18 protein-coding genes and 1 pseudogene are annotated in these 13,644 nt (G+C 57.5%); 8 read left to right on the top strand and 11 right to left on the bottom strand.

Annotated features, from left to right (window positions below; translation table 11 throughout):
• Positions 1–48: 48 nt before the first annotated feature.
• From BM190_RS04435 to ku, 3 genes are all read right to left on the bottom strand, one after another.
• Positions 49–513 carry a metallophosphoesterase family protein gene (locus tag BM190_RS04435; RefSeq protein WP_092252290.1) on the bottom strand — a complete coding sequence of 155 codons (465 nt, stop codon included), beginning with the start codon at positions 511–513 and terminating at the stop codon, positions 49–51.
• Complete coding sequence (locus BM190_RS04430; protein WP_092252288.1) at positions 510–1,013, bottom strand: NUDIX hydrolase; 504 nt, start codon at positions 1,011–1,013, stop codon at positions 510–512. The genes BM190_RS04435 and BM190_RS04430 overlap by 4 nt, the downstream gene beginning before the upstream one ends.
• A 225-nt stretch (positions 1,014–1,238) precedes the next feature.
• Positions 1,239–2,165: a non-homologous end joining protein Ku gene (gene ku / locus BM190_RS04425; protein ID WP_092253026.1), complete on the bottom strand. Its 927-nt coding sequence runs from the start codon at positions 2,163–2,165 to the stop codon at positions 1,239–1,241.
• A 144-nt stretch (positions 2,166–2,309) separates the two neighbouring features.
• Between ku and BM190_RS41030 the strand changes: the two genes are divergently transcribed.
• From BM190_RS41030 to BM190_RS04410, 3 genes are read left to right on the top strand one after another with little or no spacing between them, the layout of a single operon-like run.
• The gene (locus tag BM190_RS41030) at positions 2,310–2,705 is read left to right on the top strand and encodes a hypothetical protein (RefSeq protein WP_244550593.1); all 396 of its coding nucleotides are present in this window, start codon (positions 2,310–2,312) and stop codon (positions 2,703–2,705) included.
• 44 nt (positions 2,706–2,749) lie between these two features.
• Positions 2,750–3,199: a hypothetical protein gene (locus tag BM190_RS04415; protein ID WP_092252286.1), complete on the top strand. Its 450-nt coding sequence runs from the start codon at positions 2,750–2,752 to the stop codon at positions 3,197–3,199.
• A 3-nt stretch (positions 3,200–3,202) separates the two neighbouring features.
• Positions 3,203–3,928 carry an SOS response-associated peptidase gene (locus tag BM190_RS04410; RefSeq protein WP_092252284.1) on the top strand — a complete coding sequence of 242 codons (726 nt, stop codon included), beginning with the start codon at positions 3,203–3,205 and terminating at the stop codon, positions 3,926–3,928.
• 151 nt (positions 3,929–4,079) lie between these two features.
• On the opposite strand, the gene BM190_RS40245 is transcribed toward BM190_RS04410, so the two are convergent.
• Positions 4,080–4,616 carry a hypothetical protein gene (locus tag BM190_RS40245; protein WP_177236910.1) on the bottom strand — a complete coding sequence of 179 codons (537 nt, stop codon included), beginning with the start codon at positions 4,614–4,616 and terminating at the stop codon, positions 4,080–4,082.
• A 220-nt stretch (positions 4,617–4,836) separates the two neighbouring features.
• Here BM190_RS40245 and BM190_RS40240 point away from each other — a divergent pair, with 220 nt between their 5' ends.
• From BM190_RS40240 to BM190_RS04395, 3 genes are read left to right on the top strand one after another with little or no spacing between them, the layout of a single operon-like run.
• Positions 4,837–5,928 (top strand): hypothetical protein, encoded by a 1,092-nt coding sequence (locus tag BM190_RS40240; protein WP_177236909.1) that lies wholly within the window; start codon positions 4,837–4,839, stop codon positions 5,926–5,928.
• Between the two features lie 5 nt (positions 5,929–5,933).
• Entirely contained in the window at positions 5,934–6,602 is a 669-nt protein-coding gene (locus BM190_RS04400) for a toll/interleukin-1 receptor domain-containing protein (protein ID WP_177236908.1), read from the top strand.
• Between the two features lie 10 nt (positions 6,603–6,612).
• Positions 6,613–7,323: a hypothetical protein gene (locus tag BM190_RS04395; protein WP_092252280.1), complete on the top strand. Its 711-nt coding sequence runs from the start codon at positions 6,613–6,615 to the stop codon at positions 7,321–7,323.
• On the opposite strand, the gene BM190_RS04390 is transcribed toward BM190_RS04395, so the two are convergent.
• The 6 genes and pseudogenes from BM190_RS04390 to BM190_RS41845 all read right to left on the bottom strand — a co-directional run.
• Positions 7,324–7,956 (bottom strand): DUF4145 domain-containing protein, encoded by a 633-nt coding sequence (locus BM190_RS04390; RefSeq protein ID WP_092252278.1) that lies wholly within the window; start codon positions 7,954–7,956, stop codon positions 7,324–7,326. It abuts the gene before it with no gap.
• A 16-nt stretch (positions 7,957–7,972) separates the two neighbouring features.
• The gene (locus tag BM190_RS04385) at positions 7,973–8,149 is read right to left on the bottom strand and encodes a DUF4177 domain-containing protein (protein ID WP_143109013.1); all 177 of its coding nucleotides are present in this window, start codon (positions 8,147–8,149) and stop codon (positions 7,973–7,975) included.
• A gap of 277 nt (positions 8,150–8,426) precedes the next feature.
• Positions 8,427–8,903 (bottom strand): hypothetical protein, encoded by a 477-nt coding sequence (locus BM190_RS04380; RefSeq protein WP_092252274.1) that lies wholly within the window; start codon positions 8,901–8,903, stop codon positions 8,427–8,429.
• Positions 8,904–8,920: 17 nt separating this feature from the next.
• A complete protein-coding gene (locus BM190_RS04375; protein WP_143109012.1) occupies positions 8,921–9,331 on the bottom strand; it encodes a Rap1a/Tai family immunity protein in 411 nt (136 codons plus the stop codon).
• 11 nt (positions 9,332–9,342) lie between these two features.
• Entirely contained in the window at positions 9,343–9,558 is a 216-nt protein-coding gene (locus BM190_RS04370) for a hypothetical protein (RefSeq protein WP_092252270.1), read from the bottom strand.
• Positions 9,559–10,300: 742 nt separating this feature from the next.
• Positions 10,301–10,465 (bottom strand): annotated as a pseudogene (locus BM190_RS41845) (hypothetical protein); the annotation flags it as partial.
• Between the two features lie 376 nt (positions 10,466–10,841).
• Here BM190_RS41845 and BM190_RS04360 point away from each other — a divergent pair.
• On the top strand, positions 10,842–11,183 hold the full coding sequence (locus BM190_RS04360; protein WP_092252268.1) for a hypothetical protein: 342 nt from the start codon (positions 10,842–10,844) through the stop codon (positions 11,181–11,183).
• Between the two features lie 521 nt (positions 11,184–11,704).
• Here BM190_RS04360 and BM190_RS04350 read toward each other — a convergent pair.
• Positions 11,705–12,142: a hypothetical protein gene (locus BM190_RS04350; protein WP_143109011.1), complete on the bottom strand. Its 438-nt coding sequence runs from the start codon at positions 12,140–12,142 to the stop codon at positions 11,705–11,707.
• 733 nt (positions 12,143–12,875) lie between these two features.
• On the opposite strand from BM190_RS04350, the gene BM190_RS04345 reads away from it, so the two are divergent.
• Positions 12,876–13,484 carry a DUF6338 family protein gene (locus BM190_RS04345; protein ID WP_092252262.1) on the top strand — a complete coding sequence of 203 codons (609 nt, stop codon included), beginning with the start codon at positions 12,876–12,878 and terminating at the stop codon, positions 13,482–13,484.
• The last annotated feature ends 160 nt before the right edge of the window (positions 13,485–13,644 follow it).

Raw genomic sequence — 13,644 nt, 5'->3', positions numbered from 1 at the left:
GGATTAACGCATTCGCCTCCTCGGCTGTGAATCCCTCCGCGGTGGCGGTCAATCCCCTCCAAGGTCGTGGATCTCCGGTCGCATGCCGTTAGGCGTGAGTTCGAGGATCGCAAGTGTGCTCGGTAGCTTGAAGCGCCGGGGTCCCGCGCTGCCCGGATTCAGATAGAGAACGCCACCGACCGTGTCGATCTTCGGCACGTGGGAATGCCCGGAGACGATGACGTCAATGCCACCGCCTGGATCTGCCTCCAGCGTCTTCAAGTCATGCAAAACGTAGATCGACTTTCCCGCTAGGCGCACAAGCTTCGTGTCGGGATAATCGCGGGCCCACTCGCCAGTGTCCACGTTTCCACGAATGGCTGTGACGGGCGCGATGCGGCGAAGCGCGTCGACAATGTCGGGGCGCCCGATGTCGCCGGCATGGATGATGTGATCGACGCCCGTCAGGCCCCGTTCCGCCTCGGGCCTCAACAGACCGTGCGTGTCCGAAATGATTCCAATCCTGAACATCATTTCCCGGCGCTCTCCACCACGATTGCCAAAAGACGATCGAGAAACTCTCCCTGAGCGGACAGCATTTTGGTCCGCGCGAGCTCGATATCGAACCATTCCGCGCGGTCGACTTCGGGAAAGCTCTGCCGCCGACCGCTTCGGGGCGGCCATTCGATATCGAAGGTATTGCTGGTCAGCGCCGCCGGGTCAAAATGGCCCTCGCCGGCGAATGCGATGACGCGCTTCCCGCCTCGCTGCCGGACTTGTCCCAGCGTCTGGAGTGGACCGATCGAAGCGCTCGGGCCCAGTTCTTCGGCAAACTCGCGTCGGGCGACCTGCTCCGGAGCGTCATTGGCATCGATTTCGCCCTTCGGAATGGACCAGGCGCCATCATCCTTGTTGCGCCAGAACGGACCTCCGGGATGAACGAGCAGAACCTGGAGCCCACCAGCACCCTTGCGGTATGCGAGAATGCCCGCGCTCGAGGCCGATTTCCTGGAAGTCTTTTTCACCGCAGCCATATCGCTCCTATTGTGCAGAGCAATCCAAAGCTGAGCAGGCAAGGAGCGCTGAGGCGCGACGACTGGCTAACTGCACAGCAAAGATCGTCCGAAACAGGCCAGTAGCGCAGCGGGCCCCCGTTGTACCGCCTTTTGTAAAACCTCGTCGAGATTGGGACTTGCCATCCGCCAAAGCCGCCCGCGGACGACGAAGCAGAAGCCGTCCGGCGTCACCGCCACAAAAATCTAAGCCGACTTCCGCTGTGGCTTGGCCGCCGGCTTTTTCGCCGCGGCCTCTTTCGCCGGCTTCTTGCCCGCGATCGGCATTAGCATTTCCTTCTGCCCTGCCGCCGCCTTGCGCGGCTTTTTGCCTGGCTTCTTGGGTGTCTCTGCCGCCGCCTCTCTTCCAATGCTCTTACGCAGCGCGTCCATCAGGTCCACCACGTTCTCGCCGCGGGGACGCGCTTTCGCGGTGATGGGTTTGCCGGCGCGCTTCTGGTTGATGAGATCGATGAGGGCGGTTTCGTACTGGTCTTCGAACTTGTCCGGCTCGAAGTGACCTGCCTTCTGATTGACGATGTGCCTGGCGAGATCGAGCATGTCCTTAGTGACTTTGACGTCTTGAATATCGTCGAAATATTCCTCCGCGGAACGGACTTCGTAGGGATAGCGCAGCAGGGTCCCCATCAGCCCCTTGCCCAGCGGCTCGAGCGCAACGATGTGCTCGCGATTGGTGAGCACCACGCGACCGATCGCGACCTTGTTCATTTCGCGGATGGTTTCGCGGATGACCGCGAAAGCGTCGTGCCCGACTTTGCCATCTGGAGTCAGGTAGTAAGGGCGGATCAAATAGCGTGGGTCGATCTCGCTGCGGTCGACGAATTCGTCGATCTCGATCGTTCGCGTCGATTCCAGCGCGACATTCTCGAGCTCCTCCTTTGTCACCTCGATGAATGTGTCCGTGTCGACCTTGTAGCCCTTGACGATGTCCTCGTTGTCGACCTCCTCGCCGGTGTCAGCGTCCACCTTGGCGTACTTGATGCGATGGCCGGTCTTTCGGTTGAGTTGGTTGAACGAGACCTTTTCGGATTCCGACGTTGCCGGATAAAGCGCTACCGGACAGGTGACGAGGGAAAGACGCAGAAAGCCTTTCCAGTTAGCGCGCGGGGCCATCGCGGGGAACTCCATTACTGACGCCGGATTCAAGACGAACGACTTGGCTTGGTTCCGACATCGCGCTCCCTTCCAAGAGATGATTTTTTCACGAGGAGGGTCCGAGTGGACTCGACATTTGTTCTTGTTATGTTCTAATTCGGAATGACCGATCGACCCGCGAGCTGGCGTATGCCGACCCCCAAGCAGATGGAAAAACTGGCCGCAGAAGCTGCCCGTAGACCCGCCCCTTCCACTGCGGCCCCGGATGCGCCGCTCCCGGCCGAATATTGGGAATCGGTCCTGAAAGACCCTCGCGTCGCCGTGACCGGAGCCGAGAACCGACACCGCAGTCTTTCCGAGACTCAACGCCACTTGCTGCGCGTCTCCTGTCGCCGCTGCGAACGCACCGTGGAAATCCAAAAGGCCGATGCAGTCCGATTGTACGGCGGCAATGCACTTTGGAAGGACGTGGCGCAGCGGTTGCTCGACAACACCTGCCAGCAGCGCACCGGCAGGCATGAAGAAGACGGCTGCTGGCCGGCGTTCGAGACGCCGTAACTTATCCCGATGCCGATCCGATCTCTTAGCGCCTGGATATCCGGATGGCCCCGAAGTATCACCCCACGCCCCTGTCGGGCAGCGATCGCAAGGCTCTGTCGAAAGAGCTCGGCAAGGCACGTGCGATGGCGAACATGCTGGCTGCTCAATCGTCAGAGATGCGGGCCAAGGGCGAGGCCATGATTCAGCAAGCTGACAGGCTGCTTTGCGAAAGCTGGAATGAGCGTATGTGGAGCGATGGCGAACCTATCGATCCGTCACCCACCATAGATCAGGCCGTGAATGGAGGCTTCCCGTGGCTTGAGATCAGGTGCGCTCGCTGCAAGACGCCGAGCGACGTCGACCTTGCGGCTATGAAACATCCACCGACCACCTTCGTGCATGATCTTGCAAGCCGGCTACGCTGCCGCAAATGCGCCAAGGCGGGCCGGCGTCCATCCGCGACTCTGCTACAACTGGCTTGGCAGCCGCGCCACCCCAGAACCGAAGCCTGACTGATGTGCAATCTCTATTCGATCACGACAAACCAAGCTGCCATCAGCGCGCTGTTTCGCGTCGTAAACCGATACGTGGGCAATCTGGCACCCATGCCCGGCGTGTTTCCCGATTACAAAGCACCGATCGTGCGGAACGGAGCCGAGGGCCGCGAGCTCGCCACAGCGCGATGGGGAATGCCATCGTCATCAAAGGCGCTGATGGACGCCACAAAGAAACGAGCCGAAAAGCTGCAGGCAAAAGGCAAGGCAGTGGATTTCAAGGAATTGCTCAGAATGGAGCCGGACGGCGGCACGACCAACATCCGCAATGTGAAGAGCAAACACTGGACGCGATGGCTGGGAACCGAAAACCGCTGCGTCGTGCCATTCAACTCATTCAGCGAGTTCAACAAGGTCGAAGGCGGCGACATCTGGTTTGCGCTCGACGAGACCCGGCCTCTCGCCTGTTTCGCCGGCATCTGGACCAATTGGACCAGCGTCCGGAAGGTCAAGGAAGGTGAGACGACCAACGACCTCTACGCGTTCCTCACGACAGAGCCGAACGCAGAGGTCGGCGCCATCCACCCGAAGGCCATGCCGGTGATTTTGACATCGCCCGATGAAGTAGAGACCTGGATGACGGCTCCTCCGGACGAGGCCTTGGAGCTGCAGCGGCCGCTTGCTGACGGAACGCTCAGGATCGTCGCCCGCGGCGTCAAGGAAGATCCGCCCGGGTCGACGGCGTGACCGACGAGACTAGTGTGCCAGATTTCCCGATGAACCGCGCACGACGCTCACGACAAACAAGCTGCGCGACTCCGACCATGGGTCTTGAAATCCACGGGCGTGAGCTGCGATCTTATGGCGCGCTCGGAGGGCATTCGCATTTTTTGTGATTTCAAAGGGTTACAGCCAAGCACAACGCGTTTTGGTGCATTTCAGGCTCAAAAGCACCTTTGGCGCAGTTGCCGTGGAAGAGCCCTGTCCTACGCGAGGTCTGATTGGTCCACCTCTCAGAACTGTCTGATTGCGCGTTCAAACCTGCTGCGGCGAGCGTCCTCAAGCTCCTCCACGGGGAAGACACCGGCAGCCACGGCATCGAGCGCCGTGATCTTGTGGAAGCTGTAATGGGCTCTTTGGCCTCCGCCTTGCGGCAGCCGATGTAGAACCAATTTTTGCGGCCTTTGACGTTTCCGATGATGTGGATTGGTCCGCGCGTTGCTGTGAGCGTTGAGCGGACGGCGTGGAAGGCCTCCTCCCTCATCCGGGAGGCTTCGTCCATCACGCAGGCCCAGACATCTTCGCGATACAGGTTGTCCGGCTTCTCCGCCGACTTGAACCGCAAGACCCGATGGTGATGGTCATATCGGTATGGTTGATGACGTTCCGTGTAGCCGACTTCCAGAGCTGACCGCTGAATAAAGTCTCGGGTCATGCGGCCAGTCTACCGGCTCGGGCCTCAAGCTCCGGTGAGGCAAAGTCCCGTAAAACCACGGGTTTTCGACGTTTTTTCGGGGATAAGTTCCAAAAGCCGCCCGTACAACTATGCGAATCTGCGAGGCTTCGCATATAGACAGCAAGTTGAGACCCCCTAAGTATGGTGTCAGGGAGCCTAGGCCGATACAGAATGTAGACATAGCCCGGAGCGATTCGCAATGTCTCTGCAATTGGATATCCCCGAGGAATATTTCGACGCGAAGCCGTACTATCGCAACCGCGCCGCCGCCGAGGCCGTGGTGCGCGAGATCAAGGACCACATCAAGAAGACCGGCGAGCCGCACACCTGGCGGCACCACACGCATTCGAAGCCGGTGACTGGATCTCGCATCGTCTATCTCGGCACCTACGACTTGCCGCCGAGCCACCGCGCGCCAGACCGACACGCCCCTTGCCCTTGCTGCTCGCCGCGGGCGCCGAAGTATTCCCACAACGGCAAGATCGCTTGGTTTCCCGACGAGCACGTTATTCGGATGATCGGCCCTGATTGCTTCGCCACCCTCAATCCCGAGGGACATTGGGAGGCCATGGAGCAGTTCACGCGCGAGGAAGCTGAGCGTCGCACGATCGCGTACCTGCTCACCAACCTGCACTTGAACCGGCCGGCTCGCGAGGTAATCACCGACGCCCTACCCGCTCTCGAAGCCGTCGACGAGGTTCACACGGTCCTTCAGCACCGCCTCACCGAGATCATCCGCATTGACTTGTGGCGCCATGTCGGTCGGGGCTCGCTTGATGTGACGGAGATGTCGCGCCGCATGCGCCGTACCCGCGGCGGAGCCGAAGAAGTCGAGAGTTTCCTGGACGTCAGGAAGCTCTTTGACTTTCCAGGCTACCAAATGTTCAGCCCGAAAACCTCTCGCTTGGCGGGACGCATCAAAGGGACTGCGAAGCGGCTGAGCCTGCTCGATTTGGGTGATGAAACTCAGGAACGCGTTCGGGCAATGACTAAGGAAGATCAGGCTAAAGCAGCTCGCATGCTCTCGCAGGGCATAACAGCGGCGGCCAACATATTCGCTGACGCCGAGGCGATCCGAAGCGGCTTTAGACCGATGAGTATCGCCAACCTCAGAGGCTGGACCAAGCACAAGGGATGCCCGGTACGGCTGGTCATTGCCGGCGACGAGCGCAATTTCTATATCGGCCCCGACGAGCAGCATCAGCTACGCGTGGAAATACCGCCGGCATTCTGGCGCAGCTTTGGAGAGCTTCCCAAGATCCTGACGCTAACGAATTGGAGCGAGGACTAAGTCACATGTATGCGTTTATGAGTTACCAGACCGAGGATCGCGCTGTCGCGGCCAACGTGGCCGGTCTCCTCGAAACCTTGGGCATTCGGTCATTCATGGCCCACGAGCACATCGAGGTATCTGTGCAATGGCGAGACGAGATATTGCGCCAGATCGGCCTTGCCGACCTGTTCGTTCCAATCTTAAGCGCCCGCTACTATGCTTCGATTTGGTGCAAGCAAGAATCCGGCATCGCCGCGTTCCGGCGCATGACGATCATCCCGTTGTCCCTCGACGGATCAATCCCGCAAGGCGCCATCAGCAACATCCAATCGTCACTCCTGCAAAACGGGCAAGCAACCTATCAGCAGATTTTTCCGGGCCTCGCATCCCAGGATGTTGCCTTTACCATCAATGCTGGCACAAGGCTCGTCGCGGGATCGCGTAGCTTTCGCACCGCCGAGTACAATTTTCAGCTACTCCTGCCGTACCTAAATCGCGCAACAGACGCGCAGATTGTTGAGCTTCTGAACGTCTCCCAACGGAACGGCCAGGTCGCTCATGCTTCCTTTTGCGCACGAGAATATTTGCCGCCACTACTGAGAAGCCATGGCCACCTGCTCGAACCGCAAATCCGAGATCAGCTCGCACAGGTGTTGGCGCAATATGCGTTTCCCCCGCCTGGCACATTTTAGGTAGGTACACATGAGTGACTTTGGCAGTGACCCGTACCAGGATTTGCCCGACGACCCTGAAGAGGCATTCCTGAAGCTTGAGAGCCATTTCCGTGCGGAATGCGACCGGCAGTTGGGGGCTCTTGAGCATAACGACCGAACTGACATCGTTTACGTTGACTATATCGCAAGGGTGCTGGCGGCGATCAAAGCTCTGGAACTCGAAGGCGAGTTTAAGAGCGAGGTCCCATCAATCGAGGACGTCAACTTCAACACGTACCTGAACTTCAATAAAGACGTGATGCACTATTGCACGATGCTCCGCATTAGGCGCAGCCAGCGCGAACAGGGGTATTCGGTTCAGTTCGATGAGACAGCGAGGCGGAAGGTCCACCACCACCTTGACCAGGTCCTGGATATTTTTCAGAAACTAGAAGTCGACGACCGGAAGCGGGAGAAACTCATTTCCCGGCTAAATGACCTGCAAGCTGAGGTCGATCAACGGCGCACTCGTTTCGACCGGTTTGCGGCCCTCACAATGGAGGTTGCAGGCGTCATCGGAGACGCAGCCGAGCGATCAAAAATAGTCGACATTCTCGATGCGGTCGGTCGCGTGTTTTGGGGCTCGCAGACGGAGAAGCAAAAGCAGCTGCCAGCACCGAGGCAAAAGAAGATCGAGCCGCCCAAGCCGAAAGTTGAAGAGCGGAAGCAGCCCGAGATGGACGACGATATTCCATTCTGATTATTTGCGCGGCGGTACCCGCTTGCCCATGCTCTTCGCCTCGTCACCATGTCCGAAGATGGGCGCACATACGCCATCTAAAACATCAAGCGCGATACGGAGATCCTTTTCTTTAGGAGTGTATCCACGGTGCATGGCCGCATCGCCGACGTCTAGTGTGGCTCGCATTGCGTCCCGCTGGATGACTGAGATCAGTCCGGCGCTCTGAAATGCGTCAAGATTCTTTTGGAAAGTGCCATGGTCGCCCGTCTTAAAGATCATGATCTGCTCTAGTGCGGCGCGAATACCCATCGCGGCTAAGCGATACTGTTTTGCATCAACAGCCCGATAGACCTCGAAGATCAAGTCTCCGATGGTCTCTTCCGTATCGTCGAGTCCCAGCCGCATATACTGCAACCACCTCGGCTGTTGGCGCGAGACCGGCGATGGGTAATATTCATTCGTCAGGCTGCCATCCGATAAGTAGCGAGTTTGAACACCCATTGAAATGGTTTGGCAGCCACCACAGGAAATCATCACGTACGCATAATTGAAATCGCCATCGGTCTGCGTTGTCTCAAATAGAACAGTGTGGGTGGTCTCTCTGATGCAGGTTGAGCAAGGTGCTTTTATTTTTCTTTCGACCTCAGCCATATGTCCCCTTCTCCTATTATGCTGGACGCTTGAGGTAGAATATTTGGTGCTTCCCTTCAGCCGGCTGGATCGAAACCAGCTCCCAGCCTTCCTGTCCCTGTTGGTTGAGCCACTTCGCTACCACGGCGGCCATCTTCTCTGGCGACGCACTTGGCCAGTCGGAGAAGTGACGCACCTGGTATTCCCACTTCATGTTGCCCTCCATATCGCCGAGAAGAATACGACCCGCGAATAGGCTCAAGCAACAAAAAGGCTCGACTTGGGGCCCTTTTTGTTGAGGGCAGCGACAAGGACAAACGGCAAAGCGACTTCTGGCGCCCTCTCCTCGGCTCCGTTGTTCGACACGGTGGCCTGGTCTCAGCCTACTCCGGGTATGTCTACCGTTGAGGCCATTTCCCGACTTCGGACTTTCCCGCGCGATGTGCTCGCGTGAACGGGACAACCGAATTGGACACAGTTCGACTACACAATTATACGTTTGTCTCTTTGATGCGCAGCACCAGCTGTGTGATCTCCGCGCATTTCGCTTTAATCTCTTTGAGATCTCTGGAATGCAAATCTGGCTTAAGCGAACTCCTTGAAACGTGGCGCGCACCACTCGTACTCCATACACCATGCGCAATCACTACACGATTGGCGGCGTTGAAGCCCTTGCAGTCCTTAAAATACCTATCGACCATTTTTCGCTTAGCATCATCTATTTCCGGCTTTGCCTTCAGCGTCTCTGCGCTCACTGTGCACAGCACCGCAAAGTCGTAAGGCGCCGTGATGATATCAAACAGCTCTTGTTTGAGCCCAAGCTCCTTGAATAGGCGGTATTTAATGAGGAACTCCAGTTGGGAGAACTTATAGACGAACTCCCCGATGGCCTCGTAGTGGTCAACTTCGCGGAAGCGGTTCAGAAACGCCCGCATCTCATCCTTGTTGAGTATCTTCCTGGTCGCCATTTTAATGCCTTGCGGAATTACTTTTTGCAGGGAAACGCGGCGACCAAAGACTCGTGTAGCAGCACGTCGGCACTGTTCTGGCGAACCTCGGGCTTATCTCTCAGATATTTACAGAAGACGTCACCCACCTGCGAAAGAACGACGTTCTCGGGCAGGCAGTATTTCAGTATCTGGTCTTGCAGCTTGCCAATGCCGGTCACGAAGCTCTCGTGATCCTTCATCTCTTTAAACAAGCGGATGTAGGTTGCCCCGGTGAAGTCGGCGTCCGCCATTGCCTTGTCTACGACGCCGGCGACGTACCCATAGACGTGCGAGATATTGCCGTTGCAGTAAGGGAGTATGGTGTTGCCAGTGTAGAATCCAGCCTCGCTTGAGGCACTGGTCAGGCAAACCAACATGCCAACTGCCGCAATCAGCCTTCTTGCCATCGTGCCCGCCCTCAGAAAAATGCCGGAGCACCATATTTCAAGACCAAGCCGCCCGCCACAGTCCCGGCCGCAATCAGCCCGCTCCACCAAAAGGATCGAGGCTTAGCAGCCTTCATCGACAGCCAGTACAGAAGTGCCCCGAGGATGGGGCCGTAGTGCTTGCTGAAGTCGCCGTTGCGCTTCAGCACCTCGATCAAATTTTCATTCCGCAATTCTTGGTCAGACACAGCCGACCTCCTGTTCCGAAGCAGCGACGAATCCGAAATACGCCCCTAAATGCCACGAGTGCCGGGGTTACTGTTCGCTAGCCCGACTTTTCACCGCATTTAGCATTCTGAGGATATTCGTTCTCATTACGTTCCAGCGCACTAGACTACTGTTTTGCCCGACGGCGCAAGTGAAATTTTCGGTAAAGACGAAGCCTACTCATAGGAACAGCCGGCCTCCGAAGGTCTTGATTGCTGCAAGAGCAACGATGGCCCACGCAACGATGCCAAAAACCATGACTGATGAACCCTAGCCGCGGACCAAAAGCGCTGGACACATCGGTGGCCTTTTCCAGGATAGCTGGGAGCCCGAATTTAAGGCGAGCGAAGCCGCGCCCAGAAATGGACGAACGTTGAGACCCCACGATGTCAACCTCCTTTTGCCGCGCACGCTATCGTTCGCGAGAAAACTAATTCTCGCACCAGGCGTAGCGAGTTCCGCTACCTACTGAAACGAAGCCCGTTACTGGACCGTTCCTCAGCCGACCCGTATCGGCGTGAGCACCTGACGATCATTCGACACCCGCATTCAACGCACTGACCTAACTGACGAACGGTTGAGCACACGAATCCCTATCGCGCGGCGCCTTCTAGCGGCGACGCACGGTCTGATTCTCTCAGTTTTGCAGTGATTTAGTTGTCAGTGCCGGAGAGTGTAGCATCGAATGTCAGACTCGCTGCTGACAAACGACAAGGGGCGGAACTAACGTCCCGCCCCACTTTCATCTCTATGATTTGCCGACTGTTTTGCCCGGCTTGTCGAGATTGCGTGCAGAGCATCATGCACTTCCACCAGCGACTTCGCCCGCTCGGCGAGCGAGTATTCGCTGCCGCCGACCGAACCGAGCAGGTAGAGGATCTGCTTACGCCTTCCCCACCGTCCCTATCAGCATCCCGCTCTCATCGTAGATTCTCTAGGTAGTCGCAGGGGTTCATAATTCGCGGCGACTTCAAGAGCTGGCGAGACAAATACGCCAACACCCCACGCAAAGCTGATCTTGCCTGGACGGTGCTAGCGCGCATTCTTTCTTTCGAAGGACCGCGGCATCATCACCAACAATCCTTGCGAGCGCGGAGGACGGCTCAGCGGCCTTACATTTTACGATCTGAGGGGCACTGCGGTTATTCGGCTTGCGATTGCTGGCTAGCGTGCCGCAGATCACGGCCGTGACTCGTTGAAGGACGTCGAAGGCATTCTCGTTGCGCACTATCACCTGCGCCGCGCGCCATAGCTATGAGGTCCCATGTCCGAAGGACCAGCTGACATCGCTGGCCGCGAATACCAAAAAGAGCGCCAAGAGCAGTTCGCAACGGGCGTCGATGCGATCCCGCTTGATGTTTCAGGGCTGGGCAAGGCGATGAACCTGTTGATTCGCGAGGACATACGCTTTATCCCCGTGATCGCGTGCACCTTCGCCGACGATGAAATGGCGGGGATGTTCAAACATTTCCTCCCCGACGATATCCCGGGCGGCAAGAAGAGCATGCTCGGGCGTTACGGTCCGATATCAAGTCTCTTCGCGCGCATCCAATTCGCCTTTGCTTTCGGCATGGTTCATTCCGACATTTTTGTCGGCCCTCGATAAGCTGAGGGGCCACCGGAATGACATCGCGCACGCGTGGGACCAAGACTCGCTTAGGGATTTCATGGAAACGCCCCTCCCCTACATGGAGGAGATGGAGGACGCGCTCATTCACATCGACATCAAAGATGGAGGATACGGCGACAGCCTCTCGCCCGACGCTTCACTGCGGCTTCGAACGTTTTGGCTTCTTGCTAGACTATTCTATGAGGTCCGGTTCTACCCCCTGGCCAAGATGGCCCAGCTCAAACCCTTCAACGCGGTATGGCACTGGCGCCCCGAAGGCGCTCTGCACCATCCAAGATCCAGCAGCCTTTTACACCAAACTAATCTGCGACCGGGATCGCGGTACTTCCTGAGTCCACTTAAGTACGTTGGTTCTCTTCGCCGGTAGCCGAGACTATCGTGGAAATGCTGAAGGCGGGTCAGTAGGCCATTCGTCAGACAGCTTCGTCCTTCCCTTCGGCAACTCTGAGTACGGCCCGTGCAGGCGCAGGAAATCCCGCCAGAACCGCGGAACCACTTCAAAGAGCATTGTAGCAGGGGCGATATTCGGAAGAATGCATGCCCATATCCACCGCGAAGTAAGAATATCCTTCGTTATAGGCCGCCTCGCCGAAGGCAAAAGTATTGAGCGGACCTACCTCGTGCATCCTAATTTGCAGACCGCTGGCAGGCTGGAAATGCTTCGAGCCGTTGGCCAACGGCTGCATCTGAGCAAGCCAGATGCTCTGCGAGTAGAGCCATTCCCGAAACCCGTGGACATTCTTGTCATCGAGGCCGAGCTGTTTCCTCTTCGCTCGATCCTTGTTGAGGAATCCAACCCACACCCAATCGCTCATGTGATGCGCGGTGATGACGAAATTCATCGCATGGCGCGCCGAGCCAGGGTTTTCGCAGAAATCGTCGAAGTCCTGGACCAGCTTTTGATAGAACTCCAGCGGATTTGTGATGCCGAGCACGGCACCCTCCATTCTAAGCGGCCAGTCCTAAGCCTCACGAAAAGTGGTGTCTTTGCAAGTGGAATAGCGCCCCAAATGCCCCTTCGACCGAACATAGTCCCCTCCATGGGCGGTCAGTCGGATCGCGCGGATTTTTGGGGGATTTCAGATGAAAGCCAAGACCGGCCGAAGCAGCTGCTGCAGATCGGGAAGAGCAAGGTGCTTGCAAAAGGCGTTTGGCGCCGTCGACGCGATGAAGTCCCGAGTCGGAGCCTGCCATGAGGTCCAGCATCGACTAGAACCACCTTCCCGCTGTTCGTTTGATCCCACGGAGATGTGGAAATCAATGTCAATGGGCTCCCTTGAGACTTGCTGTTGGCGTATATCCCAATAGAAGCTGATTCGCCCCGCTAACCTGGGCTTCAAGGATCGGCAGGTGCACAAGGTATGATGACTGCGGAAGTCAATTGGCTGCAGTTGAATATCCCGGCCAATTTGTGTGCAGTGACGGACGAAGTACGTCCCTTACAAGTACGTCCCCCAATCGGGGCAAACTAGGTTCTCTACTCGGCTCCGCCGGCGCCGAGTGAACATCGAAGGAGATCTCGCGGCGAGCTTCGGCTTCGCCGCGAAAATGCTTAACGAACGAATCATGAATCAACTCTGAGACGTAAGTGGCTAACGTGGTTGCGACTCATCTCGAAGTGCGGGCGCCGCGCCATGGCTGCGCTTCGAATGCCGGCTGGAGTGGAAGATGCCCGACCTGAAGAGTGTCGAGTCGGTGTACCTGGTGCTTGGCTTCATCGTGCCTGGCATGATCATCACGCTCGTCCGCGCGCAGTTCTTTACCGGCAGGGTGCGTACCCTCTCGGAGAACGTGGTGACCTATATCGCTCTCACCGTTCTCTACTACGGCATGGCCGCGCCGGTCGTGGAATATGTCCTTTCAATCCGCGAACCCGGGCGCGCAAAGATATTCGCCTGGCTGGGATTGATCATCCTTCTGCCCACCGCCATCGGCTTCGCCTTCGGCTTCCTCGGCCAGAACGATGTCTTTCGGCGTATCCTTCAATACTTCAAAATAAATCCGGTCCATGCCGCGCCGTCCGCCTGGGATTACGCCTTCGCCCGATTGCGCGGCGACCACTTCGTGATGGTCACCCTTTCGGACGGTTCGACGGTCAGCGGCGTCTACGGCAGTCACTCGTTCGCATCGTCGGATCCGACGGAGCGCGACCTGTTTCTCCAGGAGATCTACGACGTGGATAGCGACTCCTGGAAGAAAAGATCCGAGCAACAGGCCATTCTCATCCCCTCGAAAGAGATCAAACACGTCCAGATCTGGAATCCGAAAGGAGTTTGAAATGTCACGCACTAACGACGGGTATAAGCCGGCTCCACCGGCCAACATCGTCAATAAAGGTTATCAACCCTCTTCGCCCCAACAGCCCCCGAACCCGCAAAGCGGTCATCAGCCCGGGACAGGCTCGAAGCCTGCCGTTCCGACGACCGGAAGCGGCGTC

Source organism: Bradyrhizobium sp. Rc3b, assembly GCF_900114915.1.
In the GTDB taxonomy this organism is placed as follows: domain Bacteria; phylum Pseudomonadota; class Alphaproteobacteria; order Rhizobiales; family Xanthobacteraceae; genus Bradyrhizobium.
The sequence above is the reverse complement of the archived record's forward strand: the minus strand, read 5'-3'. Positions and strand labels throughout refer to the sequence as shown.

Bases quoted from the DNA above. Each gene is read 5' to 3' on its own strand.
- BM190_RS04380 (WP_092252274.1), bottom strand. From the start codon at position 8,903: ATGGCGACCAGGAAGATACTCAACAAGGATGAGATGCGGGCGTTTCTG.
- BM190_RS40245 (WP_177236910.1), bottom strand. From the start codon at position 4,616: ATGACCCGAGACTTTATTCAGCGGTCAGCTCTGGAAGTCGGCTACACG.
- BM190_RS04390 (WP_092252278.1), bottom strand. From the start codon at position 7,956: ATGGCTGAGGTCGAAAGAAAAATAAAAGCACCTTGCTCAACCTGCATC.
- BM190_RS04415 (WP_092252286.1), top strand. From the start codon at position 2,750: ATGGCCCCGAAGTATCACCCCACGCCCCTGTCGGGCAGCGATCGCAAG.
- BM190_RS04345 (WP_092252262.1), top strand. From the start codon at position 12,876: ATGCCCGACCTGAAGAGTGTCGAGTCGGTGTACCTGGTGCTTGGCTTC.
- BM190_RS04395 (WP_092252280.1), top strand. From the start codon at position 6,613: ATGAGTGACTTTGGCAGTGACCCGTACCAGGATTTGCCCGACGACCCT.
- BM190_RS04385 (WP_143109013.1), bottom strand. From the start codon at position 8,149: ATGAAGTGGGAATACCAGGTGCGTCACTTCTCCGACTGGCCAAGTGCG.
- BM190_RS41030 (WP_244550593.1), top strand. From the start codon at position 2,310: ATGACCGATCGACCCGCGAGCTGGCGTATGCCGACCCCCAAGCAGATG.
- BM190_RS04360 (WP_092252268.1), top strand. From the start codon at position 10,842: ATGTCCGAAGGACCAGCTGACATCGCTGGCCGCGAATACCAAAAAGAG.
- BM190_RS04400 (WP_177236908.1), top strand. From the start codon at position 5,934: ATGTATGCGTTTATGAGTTACCAGACCGAGGATCGCGCTGTCGCGGCC.
- BM190_RS40240 (WP_177236909.1), top strand. From the start codon at position 4,837: ATGTCTCTGCAATTGGATATCCCCGAGGAATATTTCGACGCGAAGCCG.
- BM190_RS04375 (WP_143109012.1), bottom strand. From the start codon at position 9,331: ATGGCAAGAAGGCTGATTGCGGCAGTTGGCATGTTGGTTTGCCTGACC.
- BM190_RS04430 (WP_092252288.1), bottom strand. From the start codon at position 1,013: ATGGCTGCGGTGAAAAAGACTTCCAGGAAATCGGCCTCGAGCGCGGGC.
- BM190_RS04410 (WP_092252284.1), top strand. From the start codon at position 3,203: ATGTGCAATCTCTATTCGATCACGACAAACCAAGCTGCCATCAGCGCG.
- ku (WP_092253026.1), bottom strand. From the start codon at position 2,165: ATGGCCCCGCGCGCTAACTGGAAAGGCTTTCTGCGTCTTTCCCTCGTC.
- BM190_RS04435 (WP_092252290.1), bottom strand. From the start codon at position 513: ATGATGTTCAGGATTGGAATCATTTCGGACACGCACGGTCTGTTGAGG.